This is a genomic window from Eisenbergiella porci, assembly GCF_009696275.1.
In the GTDB taxonomy this organism is placed as follows: domain Bacteria; phylum Bacillota; class Clostridia; order Lachnospirales; family Lachnospiraceae; genus Eisenbergiella; species Eisenbergiella porci.
Genome location: NZ_VUMI01000001.1, coordinates 15610 through 32356 on the forward strand (window position 1 = coordinate 15610; position 16747 = coordinate 32356).

At 49.6% G+C, this 16747-nt stretch carries 19 protein-coding genes; 1 reads left to right on the forward strand and 18 read right to left on the reverse strand.

Features of this window, described 5'->3' with window-relative positions:
- Positions 1-48 precede the first annotated feature (48 nt).
- The 10 genes from FYJ45_RS30155 to FYJ45_RS00125 all read right to left on the reverse strand — a co-directional run bounded on the left by FYJ45_RS30155 (position 49) and on the right by FYJ45_RS00125 (position 7537).
- Positions 49-375 carry a hypothetical protein gene (locus FYJ45_RS30155; RefSeq protein WP_235930455.1) on the reverse strand — a complete coding sequence of 109 codons (327 nt, stop codon included), beginning with the start codon at positions 373-375 and terminating at the stop codon, positions 49-51.
- Complete coding sequence (locus FYJ45_RS00085) at positions 375-1154, reverse strand: HAD family hydrolase (RefSeq protein WP_154462913.1); 780 nt, start codon at positions 1152-1154, stop codon at positions 375-377. The genes FYJ45_RS30155 and FYJ45_RS00085 overlap by 1 nt, the downstream gene beginning before the upstream one ends.
- Positions 1155-1277: 123 nt before the next feature.
- Entirely contained in the window at positions 1278-2147 is an 870-nt protein-coding gene (locus FYJ45_RS00090) for a DUF4261 domain-containing protein (protein WP_154462914.1), read from the reverse strand.
- A gap of 62 nt (positions 2148-2209) precedes the next feature.
- Complete coding sequence (locus FYJ45_RS31610) at positions 2210-2401, reverse strand: nuclear transport factor 2-like protein (RefSeq protein ID WP_320620630.1); 192 nt, start codon at positions 2399-2401, stop codon at positions 2210-2212.
- Between the two features lie 322 nt (positions 2402-2723).
- Entirely contained in the window at positions 2724-3140 is a 417-nt protein-coding gene (locus FYJ45_RS00100) for an SRPBCC family protein (protein WP_154462915.1), read from the reverse strand.
- A 26-nt stretch (positions 3141-3166) separates the two neighbouring features.
- Positions 3167-3880, reverse strand: coding sequence for an HAD family hydrolase (locus tag FYJ45_RS00105; RefSeq protein ID WP_154462916.1), 714 nt, complete (start codon positions 3878-3880; stop codon positions 3167-3169).
- 271 nt (positions 3881-4151) lie between these two features.
- Positions 4152-4601 carry a hypothetical protein gene (locus tag FYJ45_RS00110; protein WP_207708378.1) on the reverse strand — a complete coding sequence of 150 codons (450 nt, stop codon included), beginning with the start codon at positions 4599-4601 and terminating at the stop codon, positions 4152-4154.
- A 162-nt stretch (positions 4602-4763) separates the two neighbouring features.
- Positions 4764-5537 carry a uridine phosphorylase gene (gene udp / locus FYJ45_RS00115; RefSeq protein WP_102289008.1) on the reverse strand — a complete coding sequence of 258 codons (774 nt, stop codon included), beginning with the start codon at positions 5535-5537 and terminating at the stop codon, positions 4764-4766.
- 143 nt (positions 5538-5680) lie between these two features.
- Positions 5681-6637 carry a ComEC/Rec2 family competence protein gene (locus FYJ45_RS00120; protein WP_154462918.1) on the reverse strand — a complete coding sequence of 319 codons (957 nt, stop codon included), beginning with the start codon at positions 6635-6637 and terminating at the stop codon, positions 5681-5683.
- 153 nt (positions 6638-6790) lie between these two features.
- Positions 6791-7537: a YcxB family protein gene (locus tag FYJ45_RS00125; RefSeq protein WP_154462919.1), complete on the reverse strand. Its 747-nt coding sequence runs from the start codon at positions 7535-7537 to the stop codon at positions 6791-6793.
- Between the two features lie 414 nt (positions 7538-7951).
- Here FYJ45_RS00125 and FYJ45_RS30020 point away from each other — a divergent pair, with 414 nt between their 5' ends.
- Positions 7952-8530: a collagen-like protein gene (locus tag FYJ45_RS30020; RefSeq protein ID WP_207708379.1), complete on the forward strand. Its 579-nt coding sequence runs from the start codon at positions 7952-7954 to the stop codon at positions 8528-8530.
- 116 nt (positions 8531-8646) lie between these two features.
- Here FYJ45_RS30020 and FYJ45_RS00140 read toward each other — a convergent pair whose 3' ends face one another.
- The 8 genes from FYJ45_RS00140 to FYJ45_RS00175 form a co-directional block, all read right to left on the reverse strand.
- Entirely contained in the window at positions 8647-8916 is a 270-nt protein-coding gene (locus FYJ45_RS00140; protein WP_025489704.1) for an acylphosphatase, read from the reverse strand.
- Between the two features lie 89 nt (positions 8917-9005).
- Positions 9006-9899: a S1 RNA-binding domain-containing protein gene (locus tag FYJ45_RS00145; RefSeq protein ID WP_154463082.1), complete on the reverse strand. Its 894-nt coding sequence runs from the start codon at positions 9897-9899 to the stop codon at positions 9006-9008.
- 368 nt (positions 9900-10267) lie between these two features.
- Positions 10268-11254 carry a hydrogenase expression/formation protein HypE gene (hypE, locus tag FYJ45_RS00150; RefSeq protein WP_021635955.1) on the reverse strand — a complete coding sequence of 329 codons (987 nt, stop codon included), beginning with the start codon at positions 11252-11254 and terminating at the stop codon, positions 10268-10270.
- A gap of 43 nt (positions 11255-11297) precedes the next feature.
- A complete protein-coding gene (gene hypD / locus FYJ45_RS00155; RefSeq protein ID WP_276890823.1) occupies positions 11298-12329 on the reverse strand; it encodes a hydrogenase formation protein HypD in 1032 nt (343 codons plus the stop codon).
- A complete protein-coding gene (locus FYJ45_RS00160; RefSeq protein WP_021635957.1) occupies positions 12313-12543 on the reverse strand; it encodes a HypC/HybG/HupF family hydrogenase formation chaperone in 231 nt (76 codons plus the stop codon). The genes hypD and FYJ45_RS00160 overlap by 17 nt, the downstream gene beginning before the upstream one ends.
- A gap of 85 nt (positions 12544-12628) precedes the next feature.
- Positions 12629-14989, reverse strand: a complete 2361-nt coding sequence (hypF, locus tag FYJ45_RS00165) for a carbamoyltransferase HypF (protein ID WP_154462920.1) — start codon at positions 14987-14989, stop codon at positions 12629-12631.
- Positions 14986-15525, reverse strand: a complete 540-nt coding sequence (locus FYJ45_RS00170) for a 4Fe-4S dicluster domain-containing protein (RefSeq protein ID WP_235930456.1) — start codon at positions 15523-15525, stop codon at positions 14986-14988. Before FYJ45_RS00170 ends, hypF begins: the two co-directional genes overlap by 4 nt.
- Positions 15526-15666: 141 nt before the next feature.
- The gene (locus FYJ45_RS00175; protein WP_021635960.1) at positions 15667-16746 is read right to left on the reverse strand and encodes a hydrogenase large subunit; all 1080 of its coding nucleotides are present in this window, start codon (positions 16744-16746) and stop codon (positions 15667-15669) included.
- Between the last annotated feature and the right edge of the window lies 1 nt (position 16747).

Below are 16747 nucleotides of genomic sequence, written 5' to 3' on the forward strand. Positions count from 1 at the left end.
CATGAAAGATTATCCCGAAGCTCCTGCATGCCGTTTTCCCTTTTCCTGTCATTTGCCCCGAAAAAAAAGGAATATAATATCGTCCCTATCTTCGCAGAAAAGCTGTTCAATCCCATTGCGCAATTGTCCGGAAGATGCGCCGCCACAGCCGTTATTTTCCAGTGTACACCCAGGGAATTTATCCTTCAAATAGGTTTCAAAACTGCCCCACCAGCTGTTTGGAGCAATCCTTCTCATAAAATTTTCTTCTCCGTCACAAAGAATAACCTTATCCGTTTTCCAGCTTCCAGAACTGCCGGCACCAGCCGCCAGGCTGTCACCAATAATATTTATATGCGCTCCCCGCTGCAATAATTGTCTGATTTCTATTCGCATTAAGCCTCCTTTGCTGCATTCAGGATATGCTGTTCCAGCCAGCCGGCGACTCCGTCCGCATCATTGTCTGCACAGACCTCATCCGCAAGCCTTTTTACGTCATCGATTGCATTTTCCATGGCCACACCGATACCACATCTCTGCAGCATTTCCATATCATTATAATCATCACCGAAAGCCACAATTTCTTCCGGGGTGATCTGATAATGCGCGGCAATTTCCTTCACTGCCCGCATCTTTTCCGCTTTTTTGTTCATTATCATTGCTACTGCATTTTCAGACAGCTGTATATACAAATCCTGTGGAAGAAGCGGTTCGTAGCGCTTCATGTCCTCCACCGATGTCGCTTCCAGCAATAGTTTATCCGCTTCCCCAGAGGGCAGATCCGTAAAATCCGTAAGTGTATATTCTATGCCCTCCCAGATATTTCCGGGATCAAAATTCACATACAGCCGGTCCTGCATTTCTACGCAGGCATGGAGTCCGGGATGCGCGTCCAGGAGAATGGAAATGATTTTTCCCGGATTAGGTATTCCGAACCCGGAAAAGGGTTCATCTCCCAGCTTTACAACAGCGCCATTGTGAAAAATTGCGCCGTCATAATCCGATTCGGAAAGAAAATCCTTCACCGCCCGGATTGGCCTGGCAGTTGCAATAATGAACAAAAGGCCTTTGTTCCTGCATTCTGTAATTATTTTCCTGGAATATTCGGATATGGTTTTATCTGTGCGAAGATAGGTGCCGTCCAAATCCGTTACTATCATTTTAATATTCTTCATCGATCCTGCCTCTCACTATTTCCTGCTTTTTCCGGTTCGATACTGTACAAACCATCCATAATTACAGCATTTTCAATGTTCCAATTCCGTTTCCTGTTTATAAATGCTGCTGACAAGCGCAGGTTATCTGTTTCCTCCTGCAAATTCACCCATATGTATATCCAGGACAACCCGCATGGGACTGATAATGGCATCTTCTTTCCTGCAAACCCATTTTTCGTGATGGATACCCTCCACCGTATTCCCGTCTTCAATAACATCTCCATATTCAAACAGGTATGCCGCCAGGTTCCGCATAAAAACAACTACCTGGTTTGGTTCCAGATTTTTACAGTGGCACTGCAGATCCGGCAGTCCAATGGGTGTCAGCCCCAGTGTGTCAAACAACATCTCATTTGTTCCGGTAATATTAAAAAAACGTACATTCAGGCCGCCGTCCAGAAAATGAAGCTCCGGGGAATTCCAGGAGGAATGCTCGTAAACCTCTCTCGGCAGCAGGTTCTGGCTGTGCGGCCAATAGATACCGATACAATCCGGGAACAGTTCAAGAACAGCATCCGCATAATCGGCCAGAATTCCATACTGCTCCAAAACAGGCAGCCCTGCCGCCAGCATGTTGCTTGCCATAATTGAATAACGGCATCTTGCAATAAAAGCTTCTTTTTCAGGGCAGCTCCAGAACTGTGCCCGAACTGCTTCATCAAATTGGGCTGTATCAAAGGTATCCGCCCCATAAAGAATCAGCTGGGATGGAAATTCTCTTTTTCCCTTTTCGTAATAGACCTGGTGCTCCCACAGCACAAAGGATTTCAGTTCGGATGGCTTCTGCGGCATATTCTGTTCTTCAGCCAGTTCAGTTACCTTTCCGAATTTTTCAGCCAGTTTTGCACAAACAGCCTCCGCCGTCGGCATGATAACCGGATTTTCAAACAACGGGATAAAAAAATAAACAGAGGACCATCTATCCGTAAAACCATTTTCCTTTTTTTCCATTTTGCTCCTATCCGCACACCGAAGGTGCGCCTGCTATTCAGGGAAATTGAATATATTCTTCTTTATGATATTTTCCTGCCGATCTTTTTATCAAGCCTCCATGCGGGGGCGGGGCCGTCATCTCCCCAGTATTCATCAACGCTTATAATCCTGTTATCTTCCATCCGGAAGAAGGATACCACATGAAAGGATAGAGTACCGTCCTTTGTATGGACATGGGCCGCTGTGATCATCGTATCTCCGGCACACTCCATGCGCTGTATGCTGCCGTCCCATTCACCGGGGTATTCGCAGTTTGCCCTGACAAATTCATGTACGGTAAATTCTTCATCCGTGTTATGCCGTCTGATAAGGGCGTCTCCCTAAAAAAATTCAGGCAGTGTTTTTTCATCCTGCTCCAGTACAGCCTTCCAGTAATTTTTAAGGAAAATTTCTTTTTGTTGGATATCGCTCACAGCTTTTATGCCTCCTTTTTTATCCATCTTAACAGATATTTATTAAGATTTTATGTAAAATCTGCATTTTTCTCCCCATTCCGAATCATGAAGAAAAATAATGCTTTCTGCAGGTTCTTTTTCAGTCTGCAGGGGCATTTGCCGCATTCAGGGCTTTCTTCAAATCCTCCATATATACTTTCTGCTGTCTGGCAAGATACATTCCCGCAAAAGGCTTCATCCACACCTTTTTTGCAGTCACCTTTTCCGTAAAATTAAGCATCGTGCCTCTCTGTGTCTGTTCCAGAATACCGATCCAGTGTCCCTGGATATTTTCGTTTTCCATATCGAACTCATAGCGGTTCATGGGCTTACATACTGTAATCGTAAAGGTCGTAGCAAAGCCGTCACGTGTATATTCCCGGAATGTCTTTCCAGGCGCCAGGATTTCTATCCTGTCTAAATCACTGCGCCAGGAATAATTTTCCAGGCTGGTTATCAAATCCCATACAGCAGCTATGTCCGCGTTCACTTCTTCTTTTCTGTTTGCTTCTGCCATGTCTGATTTTCTCCTTATAAGCTGTTTTATTTGATAAGCTGTATTAAATCTGGTAAAAAACTGATTTCATATGCAGGCTTTATGGAATGGTTATAAGCTTTCCTGCTGCGATTATACCAGCAGGTATCCATTCCTGCCTCATTTGCACCAACTATATCTGTACTTATGGAATTCCCCACCATCAGGCAGACGGCCGGATTATTCACGTGTAATGTATTTAGAATACAGGAATAAAAAGCTGATGACGGTTTGATTGCGCCCACTTCTTCTGATATAAATACATGGGTAATATAATTCATAAACGGAGATATACGAGATCGCTGTATCTCTGCCAGACCGTTTGTGGCAAGTACCAGCTGGCAGTATTTTGACAGTGTCCGGCACACTGCAATGGCACCCTCTTCCGGCCAGAACTCTTCTTTATACTTCTGAAAATACAGTGCGCTCAGTTGTTCCGGCGGCATTCCCGTTTTGATTTTCTCTTCCAGATGGACAAATCGTTCTACTGCATAGCTGCGGTAATATTTGTGATAATTTTTTAGTATGTCTGCATTGTTTGTATTATCAAGATCATATTTCAACCAAACTTCATCGCATATCTCAATAAAAAGCTTTTGGAGCCTTTCCTCCGGTACGATTTTACAAGCTTCCATCGTCCTGAGAAAAGCATTCAGCTCGCATTTTTCAAAATTCAAAAGAGTATCGTCCACATCCAGTATCAGGTATTCGTATTTTGCCATCTTATCCTCTTTTTGCCTCGTCAGTCTATCAGCTTTTATTTTATAACTGTTTCATTTTATGAACCCGCTATTATCATTATTTCATAATGATTTACATATTATAGAATACCATATCCGCGCAAAAATGAAAAATGTTTTTATAAACAAAATCGGTATTTTCCAACAGCCCCCTTTTCTTTTATGGAGATAAATTTATAGGGAGGGTGTGACCGTCATCGGTTACACCCTCCTTTATTGAGGCTATCATTTCCCGACAGCCCCCCCCGACTACTTATTCCGTCCCAATGCCCAGACACTCATTGTAAAATGCCTCTGCTTCATCCAGCAATGGAATCAAAGTCTCTTCATTATAGGTTTCTGTCGCCGGATAAACAACATCCAAAAGGAAATAAGTCCAATATTCATTGAAATCTTCACAGGTCCGCTCTCCAATCCTGTCATTTCCATGTCGGAATTCTTCATAAGCAACATTATATAACTTCTTTATAGTAAACTGCATTCTGCTATATTCCTTCATTCTTTGACGATATTCATTGTAAGTCGTACCGCTTTCTTCATAGTAAGCTTCAAACTCCGCAAAATTGGATGCCGATTTAATTATTTTATCCTGCTCATCCATACACATCTTAAGTTCTTCTTCCGTAACAGAATACCCATTCTGTACCGCATAATAATATTGTTCCATCTGACCCGACAGCTTTTTCCTGACTGCCTGAACCACTTCCTGCCTCGGACTTACGTTTTCTGCCTGGTTAAGCATTTCTAACGCAAATAATGCCCGCAGGTCAGTTAAACTATAAGAGATATTCCAATCTTCTAACTGTAAAGCGGCCACGCCAAAGAAATGACATGACCGCCGATGCAGGGAAAGGAAATCCCCCAATTACTTATTTTTATCTTCCGCAATCAGTTTACGCAGTGCGCCGATACCGGCGCGGATAGCCGCCTCCGTGTCGTGCTCCACAGGATTATACAGGCCCGCTTTCTCTCTTTCCTGATTTGCCACCACAAGGAATACGGAGCCGCAGCGGACTTTCAGATAATCCGCAACCACAAAGAGTGCCGCGGACTCCATCTCGGAGGCCTTGCAGCCAAGGCGCAGCCACGCCTGCCATTTATTTTCCAGCTCATAGCTGACAGGCATGATTTCCGGTTCATGCTGTCCGTAAAAGGAATCCTTGCACTGCACAATCCCTTTGTGCCAGTCATGGCCGCTCTCTTTTGCCGCCGCAATCAGGGCATTTACCACATCGATGTCCGCTACCGCCGGAAATTCAATAGGGGCATATTCCCGGCTGGTTCCTTCATTGCGGATCGCTCCCGTGGCTATGACCAGATCGCCGCTTTTCACATCAATATCCATACCGCCGCAGGTACCGACCCTGACAAAGGTATCAGCTCCCGCTTTTACCAGCTCTTCCATGGCAATGGATGCGGACGGACCGCCGATTCCTGTTGAAGTTACGCTTACCCTTTCTCCGTCCAGATACCCAGTATAGGTGACAAATTCCCTGCTGTCCGCCACAAGCTTGGGAGAGTCAAAAAAAGCGGCTATTTTTTCACAGCGCTTCGGATCTCCCGGCAGGATTACATAGCGCCCCACATCCCCCATTTTTATTTGCAGGTGATATTGGATTCCGTTTTCCGTATATTTCATCTTTGCTCCTGTCTGCGCGCCGCAGCGCGCTCATGAATCAGCCGGACGGCATTCCTGCCCCGGGCTTTACATCTTCCATTTCTTTTCCCCAAAAATCCCTTTCTCTATTCCCCTTACGGCTTACTGCAATGATGCCCCAAAGATTACTGTTCAGCCGCTTCGACTTCCTCCGTCCAGACCGAGGTTCCGTCCGATATAAAATCAGTTGCCAGCTGCTCCCCTTCTGAATAAAATGCCTGTACTCCGCAATCCTTCAGGCGTCCTGCGATTTCCTCATTCATGGACTCGGGACTTTCCTCCCGGCTGCCTGTAATAATTCCGTACTGCGGTTTTACCTTTTCCAGGAATTCTTTTCCTGTGGAATCCGTTTTTCCATGATGTCCCAACTTCAGGACGTCAGCTGATATTTCCCAACCGCTTTCCAGCAGTCTGGCTTCCGCTTTCTTTTCCATATCACCTGTCATGAGAAATGCGGTTTTTCCATAACAGAACCGCAGAACCATGGAATTATTATTATCCTTTTTCTTATATAGCTTATCCGGAATCCATACCTGTACTTTTGCTGCTCCAAGCTGCAGTGCCTCCCCGCCGGAAAGGGCAACCAGCCTGGCGCCGTATTTCGCGGCCAGGGCAGGTACATCGATGGATTCATAAGTAACCGAATCCGCTGCCGACAGATAAATACATTCGGTACGAAAATCAGCCAGGACAGCCTCCAGGCTTCCTGTATGATCCTTATGCCCATGTGACAGGAAAATCCCTTTCAGCGAATCCACACCCTTGTGTCTAAGAAGCCTGGAAATCAAGGGGTAATCCTCTGCTTTTCCGGTATCGCACAGATAATAGCCATCCTCCGGAAACTTCAAAAGAAAAGCATCGCCTTTTCCTATATTAATAAAGGAAAGAATCATCTGATTTTCTGACGCTTCGGTGGTTTTTGGGACATCAGCCTGCGATCCGGAGGAAGGAAGTCCGCCGCCATCTTCCTTCAGGCCGCCCCTGTTTGCGCAGCCCATAATAAGCATCACTGTAAAAATAATACAGATAAAGCAGGTTACTTTTTTATGCGGCCTGGTTCCGGCCTTTCTTTTTACATTCATTTTTCCTCCGAAAACATCATTTTTTCAGGCTCTTGCAGGATTTCCAGTGCCAATGGCTGATCGTTTCCTGATAATACAGCGGCATACCCGCAGCAGGGTATGCCTCTCAGTTTATATTATTAAAGCAGCGGTACGAATCAATGAGCGCCGGCTTTATTTTATCTTCCATTTTCCTTTTGTGGACATGAAGGTTTTCCATTCTTCCACATTGCCCAGAATAAAGCTGTTTTTCGGGACCAGCAGGGAAAGCTTCTTCTGGACGACAACAACATAAATATTTTTGGAGCTGATAACCTTGGTGATGTCAGAGTATTGGAATACGGAATGCGCGCCGTTGTTGGAGAAGATTTCCAGGCCGTCCGAATAAAAGCTTATTTTTCTCTCCAGCGGTTTTCCCCCGTTATTCTCCACCTGCTTTGCGAACTTTTTATCCCTGGAGGAACGATACAGGAAGAAGGGCATTACAAGGCATACGATACCTACCAGCACAAAAATGAAGCCTGAGCTGAAGGCGCCCCCGAGAATACTGAAAAGTCCCAGGAAAATACTGAGGCCGCCCATTATATAATACAGCTTTCTGTACTGGCTCATGAATGCTTTCACAAATTCCAGATAAATTTCCTTTGTGATTGTAAATTCATTCTGGAACATCAGCCGGCCGCTGATATGGAAGCCTCTGGCCATCTTCGGAATGGGCGGTATCGTGCCGACGCCGTCATCGTCCTCTTCCTCCTCAGCTTCAGAATCGGCGTCTTCGGATGCCTCTTCAATATCGTTGTCTTCCGCTTCGGCAACGTCTTCTTTTGCACAGCCGACTTCGTTTTCCGCTTCCGGCTCTGCGTCAGGGAGTATGTCCTCTTTTTCTTCCATGCCTTCCGGCGCGTTCTTTTGTTCTTCCATGTTTACCTCTCATTCCGCCACCCTTTGGCAGCTTTTTCTGTTTTTAATAGTCCGCACCGCACAGTGTCTGAACTGCCTGTCAGTGCGTCTCAAAATCAAGCTTAAGTATTCACTGGACAGTACAATTATAATAAAAAGCTTCCTGTCCGTCTACCTCTATTTTCTTCGCTTCAGCGAACAGGTGTATTATCTGTGCATATTATAGAATAGAATACCATAACCGGATGTGAATGAAAAATGAATTCTTCAGAATATTATAGAAATTGTCCCTGCCGCAACACCTGCAGTCAGGACTGCTGCTGTCAGCAGGGACCGCCCGGGCCGCAGGGGCCTCCCGGATTACAGGGGGAACCCGGGCCGCAGGGGCCTCCCGGCGCCAGAGGAGAACGCGGCCCGCAGGGGCCTGCAGGCCCTATGGGGGAACGGGGCCCTCAGGGTATTCCCGGCCCCCGCGGAGAAAGAGGGCCCCAGGGTATCCAGGGGACTAGGGGAGAACAGGGGCTTCAGGGAATTCAGGGAATTCCCGGAGAGCGTGGGCCTGCGGGAGAACGCGGGCCTGCCGGCTGGCAGAATACTGCTTATGCCCAGTATGGAGTCACATCCTCTCCTGCCAGCGGAAGCTTTCTTCCTCTGTATCCTGTATGGGGCGCAGGAGGGCTTACAAGCCTTCCCACGGATGATACCATTACGCTGCAGCCCGGATACGTTTATGCCATATCCTATGTTTTCCTGGCAACGCCGGAGCCCGGAAATTATTTTCAGATACTTCCTTTTATGAACGGCACGCCAAGGCTGCTTTATTCCTTTACCGGCAACGCGGCTAACGGCAGGAATGCCGCGGCGAGCGCATTTTTCCTCACAAATGAAGCTCTGTATGAGCCGGTGGATCTTTCTTTCTCCCTGACCTATCCTGATACTGTAAGGAATATTGATATTTCCGGGGCTGTTTCCATATATCCCGCTGCCATCGCTGTATCGGAGGAGTTCTTCTGACATCTGTTTGAAAATTGCTTTGGGGACAAAAAGAGGTTATCATTTCCGCTGTTTTCAGGAAATGATAACCTCTTTTGATGGTACCGGGCCTTGTCGGCTCCGGTTTTTTCCACGTCTTAGTTGGCGATGCGGAAGTGTTTTTCTTTTTTCAGGGGAATCTTTTCTTCTTCGATTCCGGTAATCTCTATCCATTGGCCGTTTCGCAGCTTTTCGGTGAGGAGATCTATGTCACGTTCCCGGCCCTGGACCTCCATTTCCACCCTGCCGTCCTCCAGATTTGCAACCCATCCGGACAGGCCCAGCTTACCGGCCGCCATATATGCCGTATAGCGGAAGCCCACGCCCTGTACTTCGCCTGAGAATATCATATGCTTTCTGATTTCCATAGACAACCCTTTCCTGAACATGGTATGAAAGCCCCTCCTCATTTTACCTCCTCAAAGAATGCAGCACAGCATGTAAACGCTTTATCGTCTTACAGCTTCAGCTTTTTGAACAGGTCTCCCAGCGAAGTGGTTGCCTCTTCTTTGGAGCTGTATTCTTCGGCCTGATGCGCTTCCATTTCATCGGCTTCCGTGTTCTCTTCCACCGCTTTCATGCTCAGGCTGATTTTGCCGTCATTGGTGTTCAGCACTTTTACCTTTACCTTATCGCCGGTGTTAAGCACCTCGGAAGGCTTTTTGATTCTTCTTTGTGAGATCTGTGAAATATGCACAAGGCCGCTCAGGCCTTCGGGAAGGCTGATAAATGCGCCGTAAGGCATCAGGCTCTCCACCGTCCCCTCGAGGATAGTCCCGGGCGCCAGCATGGAAATCTTATGATTGATTTCGGCTTCCGCTTTTTCCTTTTCAATGGCTTTGGCGGAAAGAACCAGCTTATTCTTTTCCTGATCTACGGTGATGACTCTGACCTCAAGCTGTTTTCCAAGCCATGGCTCCAGATCCTCCACATAGGTTAAGGACAGCTGGGAAGCGGGGATAAAGCCGCGTATTCCTTCTCCAAAAGCTACTGCGCCTGCTTTTACGATTTCACTGATTTTTACCTGGATGCTTTTCTTTTCGTCCATGTAGCCCTTCAGGATATCCCAGGCAAGCACCTGGACGGCTTCCTTCTTGGAAAGGAGGATGTTTCCTTCGCCGTCGTCCGTTTTAACTACTGTGGCTTCAATGGTGTCTCCGGTTTTAACATCCTCCAGGATGTTAAAGTTCGGATCGCTGCTCATATCCTCCGCTTTAATTACGCCCTGGGCATAGTACTGCAGATCCAGAATCGCGCCCTCTTCGTTAACCGCGATTACGGTACCGGTGATGATGTCGCCTTCTTTGATGGAACGGAAGGATGCCTCCAGTTCCTTTGCGTAGTCTTCCATGGTTTCTTTTCTTTCTTCCACTGTTTCGTCCGTCCTTTCTGGGGTTTTTTATAATTATAATGAAAAGCTGTGTGATTGTCGAGGGGGGTGGGGGGAATTCTTTTTTTGAGGGGGGACATATAGAAAAACAAGCAGGCGGGGAGGGGGGAGGAAGCTTTCATTCTTTGGCTGGCTCTGCTTTGGGATTGCCTCTCTCTATCCCGCCATTGCATTCATAATTTGGCGTTTGCTGGTTTTGTGGGACGAAAGGGTTCTTTCGCCAAATTATGAATGTAGGGCTTCGCCCTATAGAAAAAAACAAGCAGGCAGGTCTTTGTGAGTAAACTCCCACGCTTTGCCTGCTTGTTTTTTTCTGCATGGCTCATGGGTTAGCATATCCTCGGTAATCCCTCTCCTATTAGTTCTGATAGGATGCGGGTACCGCCTATGGGGGTGGTTAGGAGGATTTTTCCTTTTTCTTTTTGGGAAATATGGCCTATGATGGCGGCGTTCTCTCCGTAGCGGCTTTTTTTCATGCATTCCAGGGCAAGGGGGGCATCTTCGCCGGCTACTACTGCGGTCATTTTGCCTTCGTTTCCCATGTAGAGGGGATCCAGTCCCAGGAGGCCGCAGAAGCCTTTGACGGGGGCGGATACCGGGAGGCGGTTTTCTTCAAGCTCCACGCAGCAGTCGGAAGAAACCGCGAATTCATGCAGGACGGTCGCAAGGCCTCCGCGGGTCACGTCACGCATCGCTTTGATACGGACGCCTGCCTCCTGCATGGATTGTACCATTTCTCCCAGAGGGGCGCAGTCGCTCAGGATCTGGTTTTCAATTCCCATCCGCGCGCTGAGAATCGCTGCATGATGCTCTCCCAGATAGCCGGAAACAAGGACCGCATCTCCTTCCCTGCACAGGGATGCACTTATGTTTACACCCTCCGGCACAAAACCCACCCCTGCCGTATTGATATAGACTCCGCCGTTTCCTTCTATGACCTTGGTATCCCCGGCCACAATCGTCACGCCTGCTTCCGAAGCAGTTTGGGCCATGGAGGCCGCAATCCGTTCAAGCTCCCCGCTCTGCGCTCCCTCTTCAATGATGAATCCGCAGGTCAGGTATTTGGGCTGTGCGCCGCTCATCAGCAGATCGTTCACCGTTCCGCATACGGAAAGCTTGCCGATATCCCCTCCCGGGAAAAAAATAGGGTTCACAACAAAGCTGTCGGTCGTTACCGCAATTCTCCCGCTTCCCGGAACCACGGCGGAATCTTCCATTCTGGAGAGCACTTCATTATTGAAATTCCGGGCAAATATATCCGCAATCAACTGAGAGGTTGCCCGTCCCCCGCTTCCATGCGCCATTGTTATCTTCATTTTCTTACCTCCAGCGTATCACAGGCTTTCCCGTGATACTGCATTAATTGTAACAGCTGTTAAAGCAGCTGCCCTCCGTGGAAACCATACAGGCTCCCTGGGGTGTCTGCGGCGTGCATACCTTTCCAAACAGAGGACACTGGGAAGGCTTTATTTTTCCCGTGAGCACCTGCGCGCAGCAGCATGCGGAATTTTTTTCCCGATCCTCGGTCAGCTCCCGGCTGCCGGCGTCGAAGGCTTCGTATTCTTTCCGCAGCACCATGCCGGAACCGGGAATGATCCCCATTCCTCTCCACGCGGCATCCGCAGGTTCAAAATAATCGGCCACCGTCGCGCGGGCCTGAAGGTTTCCTTCTCTTGTCACGGCCGAAGGATAAAAATTTGCCACCCGGCCCTTCCCCTGAAGCTTAACCAGCGCCGCAATGGCAGTAAGGATCTGTTCTCCTTCAAAGCCTGCCACCACGAAGGGGATTCCAAATTGTGCCGCCAGCCCCTCAAAGGCCTTGCTGCCCGTGATCACACAAACATGCCCGGGCGCGAGGAAGCCGTCTATTCCGCAGTCTGCGCTGCCTGCGCACATCCAGGATATGACCGGCGGCATCACCTTCAGCGAGGTGAGAAGGCGGATATTTTTGATTCCTTTTTCCAACGCTTTTTTCAGCAGCATGGCATAAACAGGGGCTGTTGTTTCAAAGCCCACTGCCGCAAAAATATAAATATGCTCCCTGTCTTCCTCCGCCAGCCGTAAGATATCCATGGGCGAATAAACCATTTTCACTCGGCAGCCCCCGGCCTTTGCCTCGCTCAGGCTGCACCTGCTTCCCGGCACACGCAGCATGTCCCCGAAGGTGACGATGATATTCTGCGGTTCCTTTCCCAAATCGATCAGCCTGTCAATATATTCCGTTACCGTGACGCAGACTGGGCATCCCGGCCCTGATACCAGCTGGATGGAAGGCGGCAGAAGGCCGGGGATACCGTTTTTGTTGATTTCAGCCGTATGGGTGCCGCAGACCTCCATCAGCTTCAGCGGCCTTCCCTGATAGCTCTGCAGATATTCAAGAATTTCCTTCACCCGCTATTTCCTCCAATTCCTCAAAAAGCTCCCGCAGCTGCCTGCCCTCCGTTTCCGACAGAACCTGTAAAATACAGCCCGCATGTACGAGTACCTGATCTCCCGGCTTCACCCGGACAAGCCCTGCCTCCGCCCGAACCGTATTCCCCTGAAAATCCACTGCTGCTGTTGTTCCTTCCACTGATACCACCCTGCCGGGCAACGCTACACACATATCTGTTCCGCTCCTTCTTCCTACTGTCGGCAGAAGTCCGGCAGCTTTAAAAATATAAAACTGTCGGCCCGCTGCATATTTTTACTTACTGTTTCATCGTAAGGGACGCCAGCCAGGCCTGTCCCAGCGCGATGCCGCCGTCATTTCCCGGCACCTGTTCGTTTACATATACCTTAAATCCATCCTGCTCCAGAAGCTGCCGGCACCGTTCCTGTAAAATCACATTGGCAAAAACACCGCCGCCAAGCGTCACCTTGTTTTCATGAAACCGTTCTCTCAGCAGACGGCACATCGCAAGCACCATCCCGGCCGCCGCTTCATGGAAGCCCAGCGCCAGCGCCTGTATTTCCGGGCCGGGGGCATTTTTCTCCCCGTCTTTTCCCCGGTTTTTATCCCTTCCGAAGGGAACAAGCTCCCTGCACAGGATACGGATAAGCTCACGGCGATCCACAGTCAGTCCCTCCGGTGTTTCCCTTATGGGAAAAGGCAGCCAGACAGGCGCAAGTCCTTTTTCCATGGCCCCGGCTGCGGCGTTTTCCAGGGCTATTGCGCATTCGCCTTCATAGGTATTATACTCCCGGATTCCCAAAAGCGCACTTACCGCATCAAAGAGACGGCCCATGCTGGTGCTTTTTTCCGTATTGATATGGGAGGCGACAGCGGCGTCCACGATGGCTGAATTACAATCAGGCAAAAGCTTTGCCAGAGCGTCATCCCGGGGAGCAAACCCAGCATGGAGAAGATGGCACGCTGCCGTCAGGGCAGCATCCTTTGCCGAGGCATCCCCACCGCAAAGCTCTGTTTCATCCAAATGCCCTGCCCTGACAAAGGAGGAATCTGTGCATATGAGGAACTCTCCGCCCCAGATACTGCCGTCCGTCCCATAACCGGTTCCGTCAAAAATAACGGCAATGCAGCTGTTCAGCCCGTGTTCCGCCATGATTGACGCCGCATGGGCATGATGATGCTGAAACAAAAGCAGCTCCAGGTTGTGCAAAGACGCTATTTTTTCAGCCTGTGCAAAGGTAAGATAGCCCGGATGCATATCGCATGCCACCGTCTTGGGATGCAGTCCGAAAAGCCGCTCCATCCGCTCTTTGGCAGCCATATAGGTCTGGAATACCTTGTAATTTTCCATATCGCCAAAATACTGGCTCATATAGGCCCGGTTCCCTGAAGCAAGGCAAAAGGCCGATTTCAAATCCCCGCCCATGGCCAGCACCGTGCCTGCGCATTCCCCGGGAAGCAGAATGGGGGAGGGTACGAAGCCTCTGCTGCGGCGAAGCATCTGGGGCCGCTCTCCGGTAACACGCATCAGGGAATCATCCAGCGGCGTTACGATTTTTCTGGTATTCCAGGCTATGCCATCCAGGCAGGAGGGCTGCTTCTCCCACAGCTGCTGTATTTCTTCTTCAGTTGTAAGAATCGGTTCCTCCGTCACATTGCAGCTGGTCATAATAAGGGGCCCGGCTTCCTCCGTGAGCATCTGATGAAGCCCTGTACAGGGAAGGAAGGCGCCCAGATAACGGCTTTCACCGCCTACTGCATCTGAAAAAGCCTTACCGCCTTCTTTCCAGGAAAGAAGAACAATCGGCCTTGCGGCAGAACACAGAAGCTTTTCCTCCTCTGCGGACAGGATACAGTATTCCCGGATGCTGTCAAGGGATGGAAACATGACCGCAAAGGGTTTTTTCTCCCTTTGCTTCAGTATGCGCAGCCTCCTGACAGCGTCTTCAGATGCCGGCTGGCAGGAGAGCTGGTACCCTCCCACTCCCTTTAACGCCAGGACTCCGCCGTTTTTCAGCTGCCTTATGGCCGCCTCCAGCGCTTCGTCCCGGCTGAGCACGGCGCTGCCGTTATCCGTCCATAAAAGCTGAGGCCCGCAGTTCCTGCAGGAAATGGTCTGGGCATGCCTTCGTCTGTCCGCCTGCCGTGTATATTCCCGCTGGCACGCAGGGCACATGGGAAATTCACGCATGGTAATATGTTCCCTGTCGTAAGGAATTTCTTCAATAATACTGTAGCGGGGACCGCAGTTCACACAACTGATGAAGGGATAGTGAAATCTTGCGTCCGATGGATTGTGCATCTCGGCAAGGCAATCCTCACAGACAGGAAGATCCGGCGGGAGCAGCGGAATATCCGTTTCATTTTTCCCTTCGCTAGGCACGATATAAAAGTCTGCCGGGCAGTTCTCATCTTCCAGACTCTTTTGCGCCAGCTTCTTGGCACGCACCTCTTTTACCTGGGCCGCCGGAGGGGCAGACGAACGAAGGCGACAGATAAATTTATCCATCGCCTCCTCGTTTCCAAATGCATCTATCTTCACTACGCCGCCGCTGTTGCAGACGCTGCCGCTGATATGAAGTTCTTCCGCCAGGGCGGCAACAAAGGGTCTGAAGCCCACGCCCTGGACCACTCCCGTAATGGTGATTTCGTATCTCATGCTTTACCCTGTGCTTCGGAAGCGTTTGCTGCCGGGGCCGCATTTGCCTGCGCTGTATTTACCGTAGCCGAATTCGCCTGCGCCGTATTTACCGGGGCGGCATTTGCCTGTGCCGCAGGCTTTGACGCGTATGCATCCGCCGCCGGGGCAGCCGGCTTAACCACAGGCTTTACCACCGGATCGGGCATATTTGTTTTCAGGAAGCTTTCCGTTTTCTTCACGTCCCCGGGCTGTGTATAGGTTTGCTTCATGGAAAGGCATTTCTTCGGGCACACCTCTACGCAGCAGCCGCACTGGATACAGCCAAACCGCTGGATTTCCCAGGTTTTGCCGGCCCGATCCACTGTAATGGCTCCGGTGGGACATTTTCTGGAGCACAGGCCGCAGAGCACACAGGTGTCTATATCGATTTCCACGTGGCCCCTTGTCCTGTCAGGATATTCTCTCGGCTGCTCAGGATAAGGCCTTGTGGCGGGCTTGCTGAACAGGTTCTTGAGAACCGTACCCGTGAATTTCATGGTGTTCATGTTTTTCATATTAACCTCGATTCCTGCGGAGTTCATACCGCATTTTCCGTCACAGTCCGTACATCTGAACTGTGACGACTTTTTTCTTTCCTGCCAATGCGCTGCAGTTTGACCAGCCGCACTGAATGCAGCTTCAGCCGCCCTGTAACGTCAACGCTCCGTACAGCTGATGCAGGGATCGATTGTCAGAATCAGAATCGGCACATCCGCCAGCTGGCAGCCCTTTAAAGTTTCCAGCAAAGCGGGCAGATTGGCAAAGGTAGGGGTGCGGACCCTGAAACGGTCAATAAATTTCGTGCCGTTTGCCTTTACATAGTAGATAGCTTCGCCTCTGGGCTGCTCTTCCCTCATGAAGTACTCCCCTTCCGGGAAGCCCTTGAAGGGTACTGCCACTTCACCGCCGGGGATCCTGGAAATTGCCTGCCTGATGAGATCAATGGACTGGAAGATTTCCCGGATACGCACGTCACATCTTGCATAGCAGTCGCCTATATCACTGGTCACGGGTTCAAAATTCAGATCTGAATAGGCTGCATAGCCCAGCTTCCTGTTATCCAGGGCGATTCCGCTGGCACGCATAAACGGGCCGACCGCTCCAAGATCATGAGCCTGTTGCTTTGTCAGGAAGCCCACATCGCGCAGACGGCTGTTAACAGCGGTATCTTCCAGGAAGGTCCTGGCCACCACCTTCAGTTCCTTTTCAATATCATTAAAATCAGCAATAAAACTGCGCAGCATGGAAGCATCCATATCCTTGCGCTGTCCGCCGATCTTGTTTACGGAAAAAATAACCCGGCCGCCGGTGGAAGCTTCAAACATATCAAGTACCTTTTCCCGGATTTTCCAGGACTGCATGAACAGGCTTTCGAACCCGAAGGCATCCGCCAGAAGCCCCAGCCAGAGCAGGTGGCTGTGGATTCTTGACATCTCACACCAAATGGTGCGCAGATACTGCGCCCTGGGCGGTATTTCTATGTTCATGATGTGCTCAACGGCTTCGCAGTAGCCCATACCATGCATAAAACTGCAGATACCGCAGATACGCTCCGCCACGTACACATATTCCGTAAATTCTTTTTTCTCAACGAGCTTCTCCAGCCCTCTGTGGACAAAACCGATGGAAGGGACTGCTTCCACTACCTTTTCATCCTCTAAAACCAAATCCAGATGAATCGGCTCCGGCAGAACCGGATGCTGCGGTCCAAAAGGAATCGTACTGCGTGTGGACATA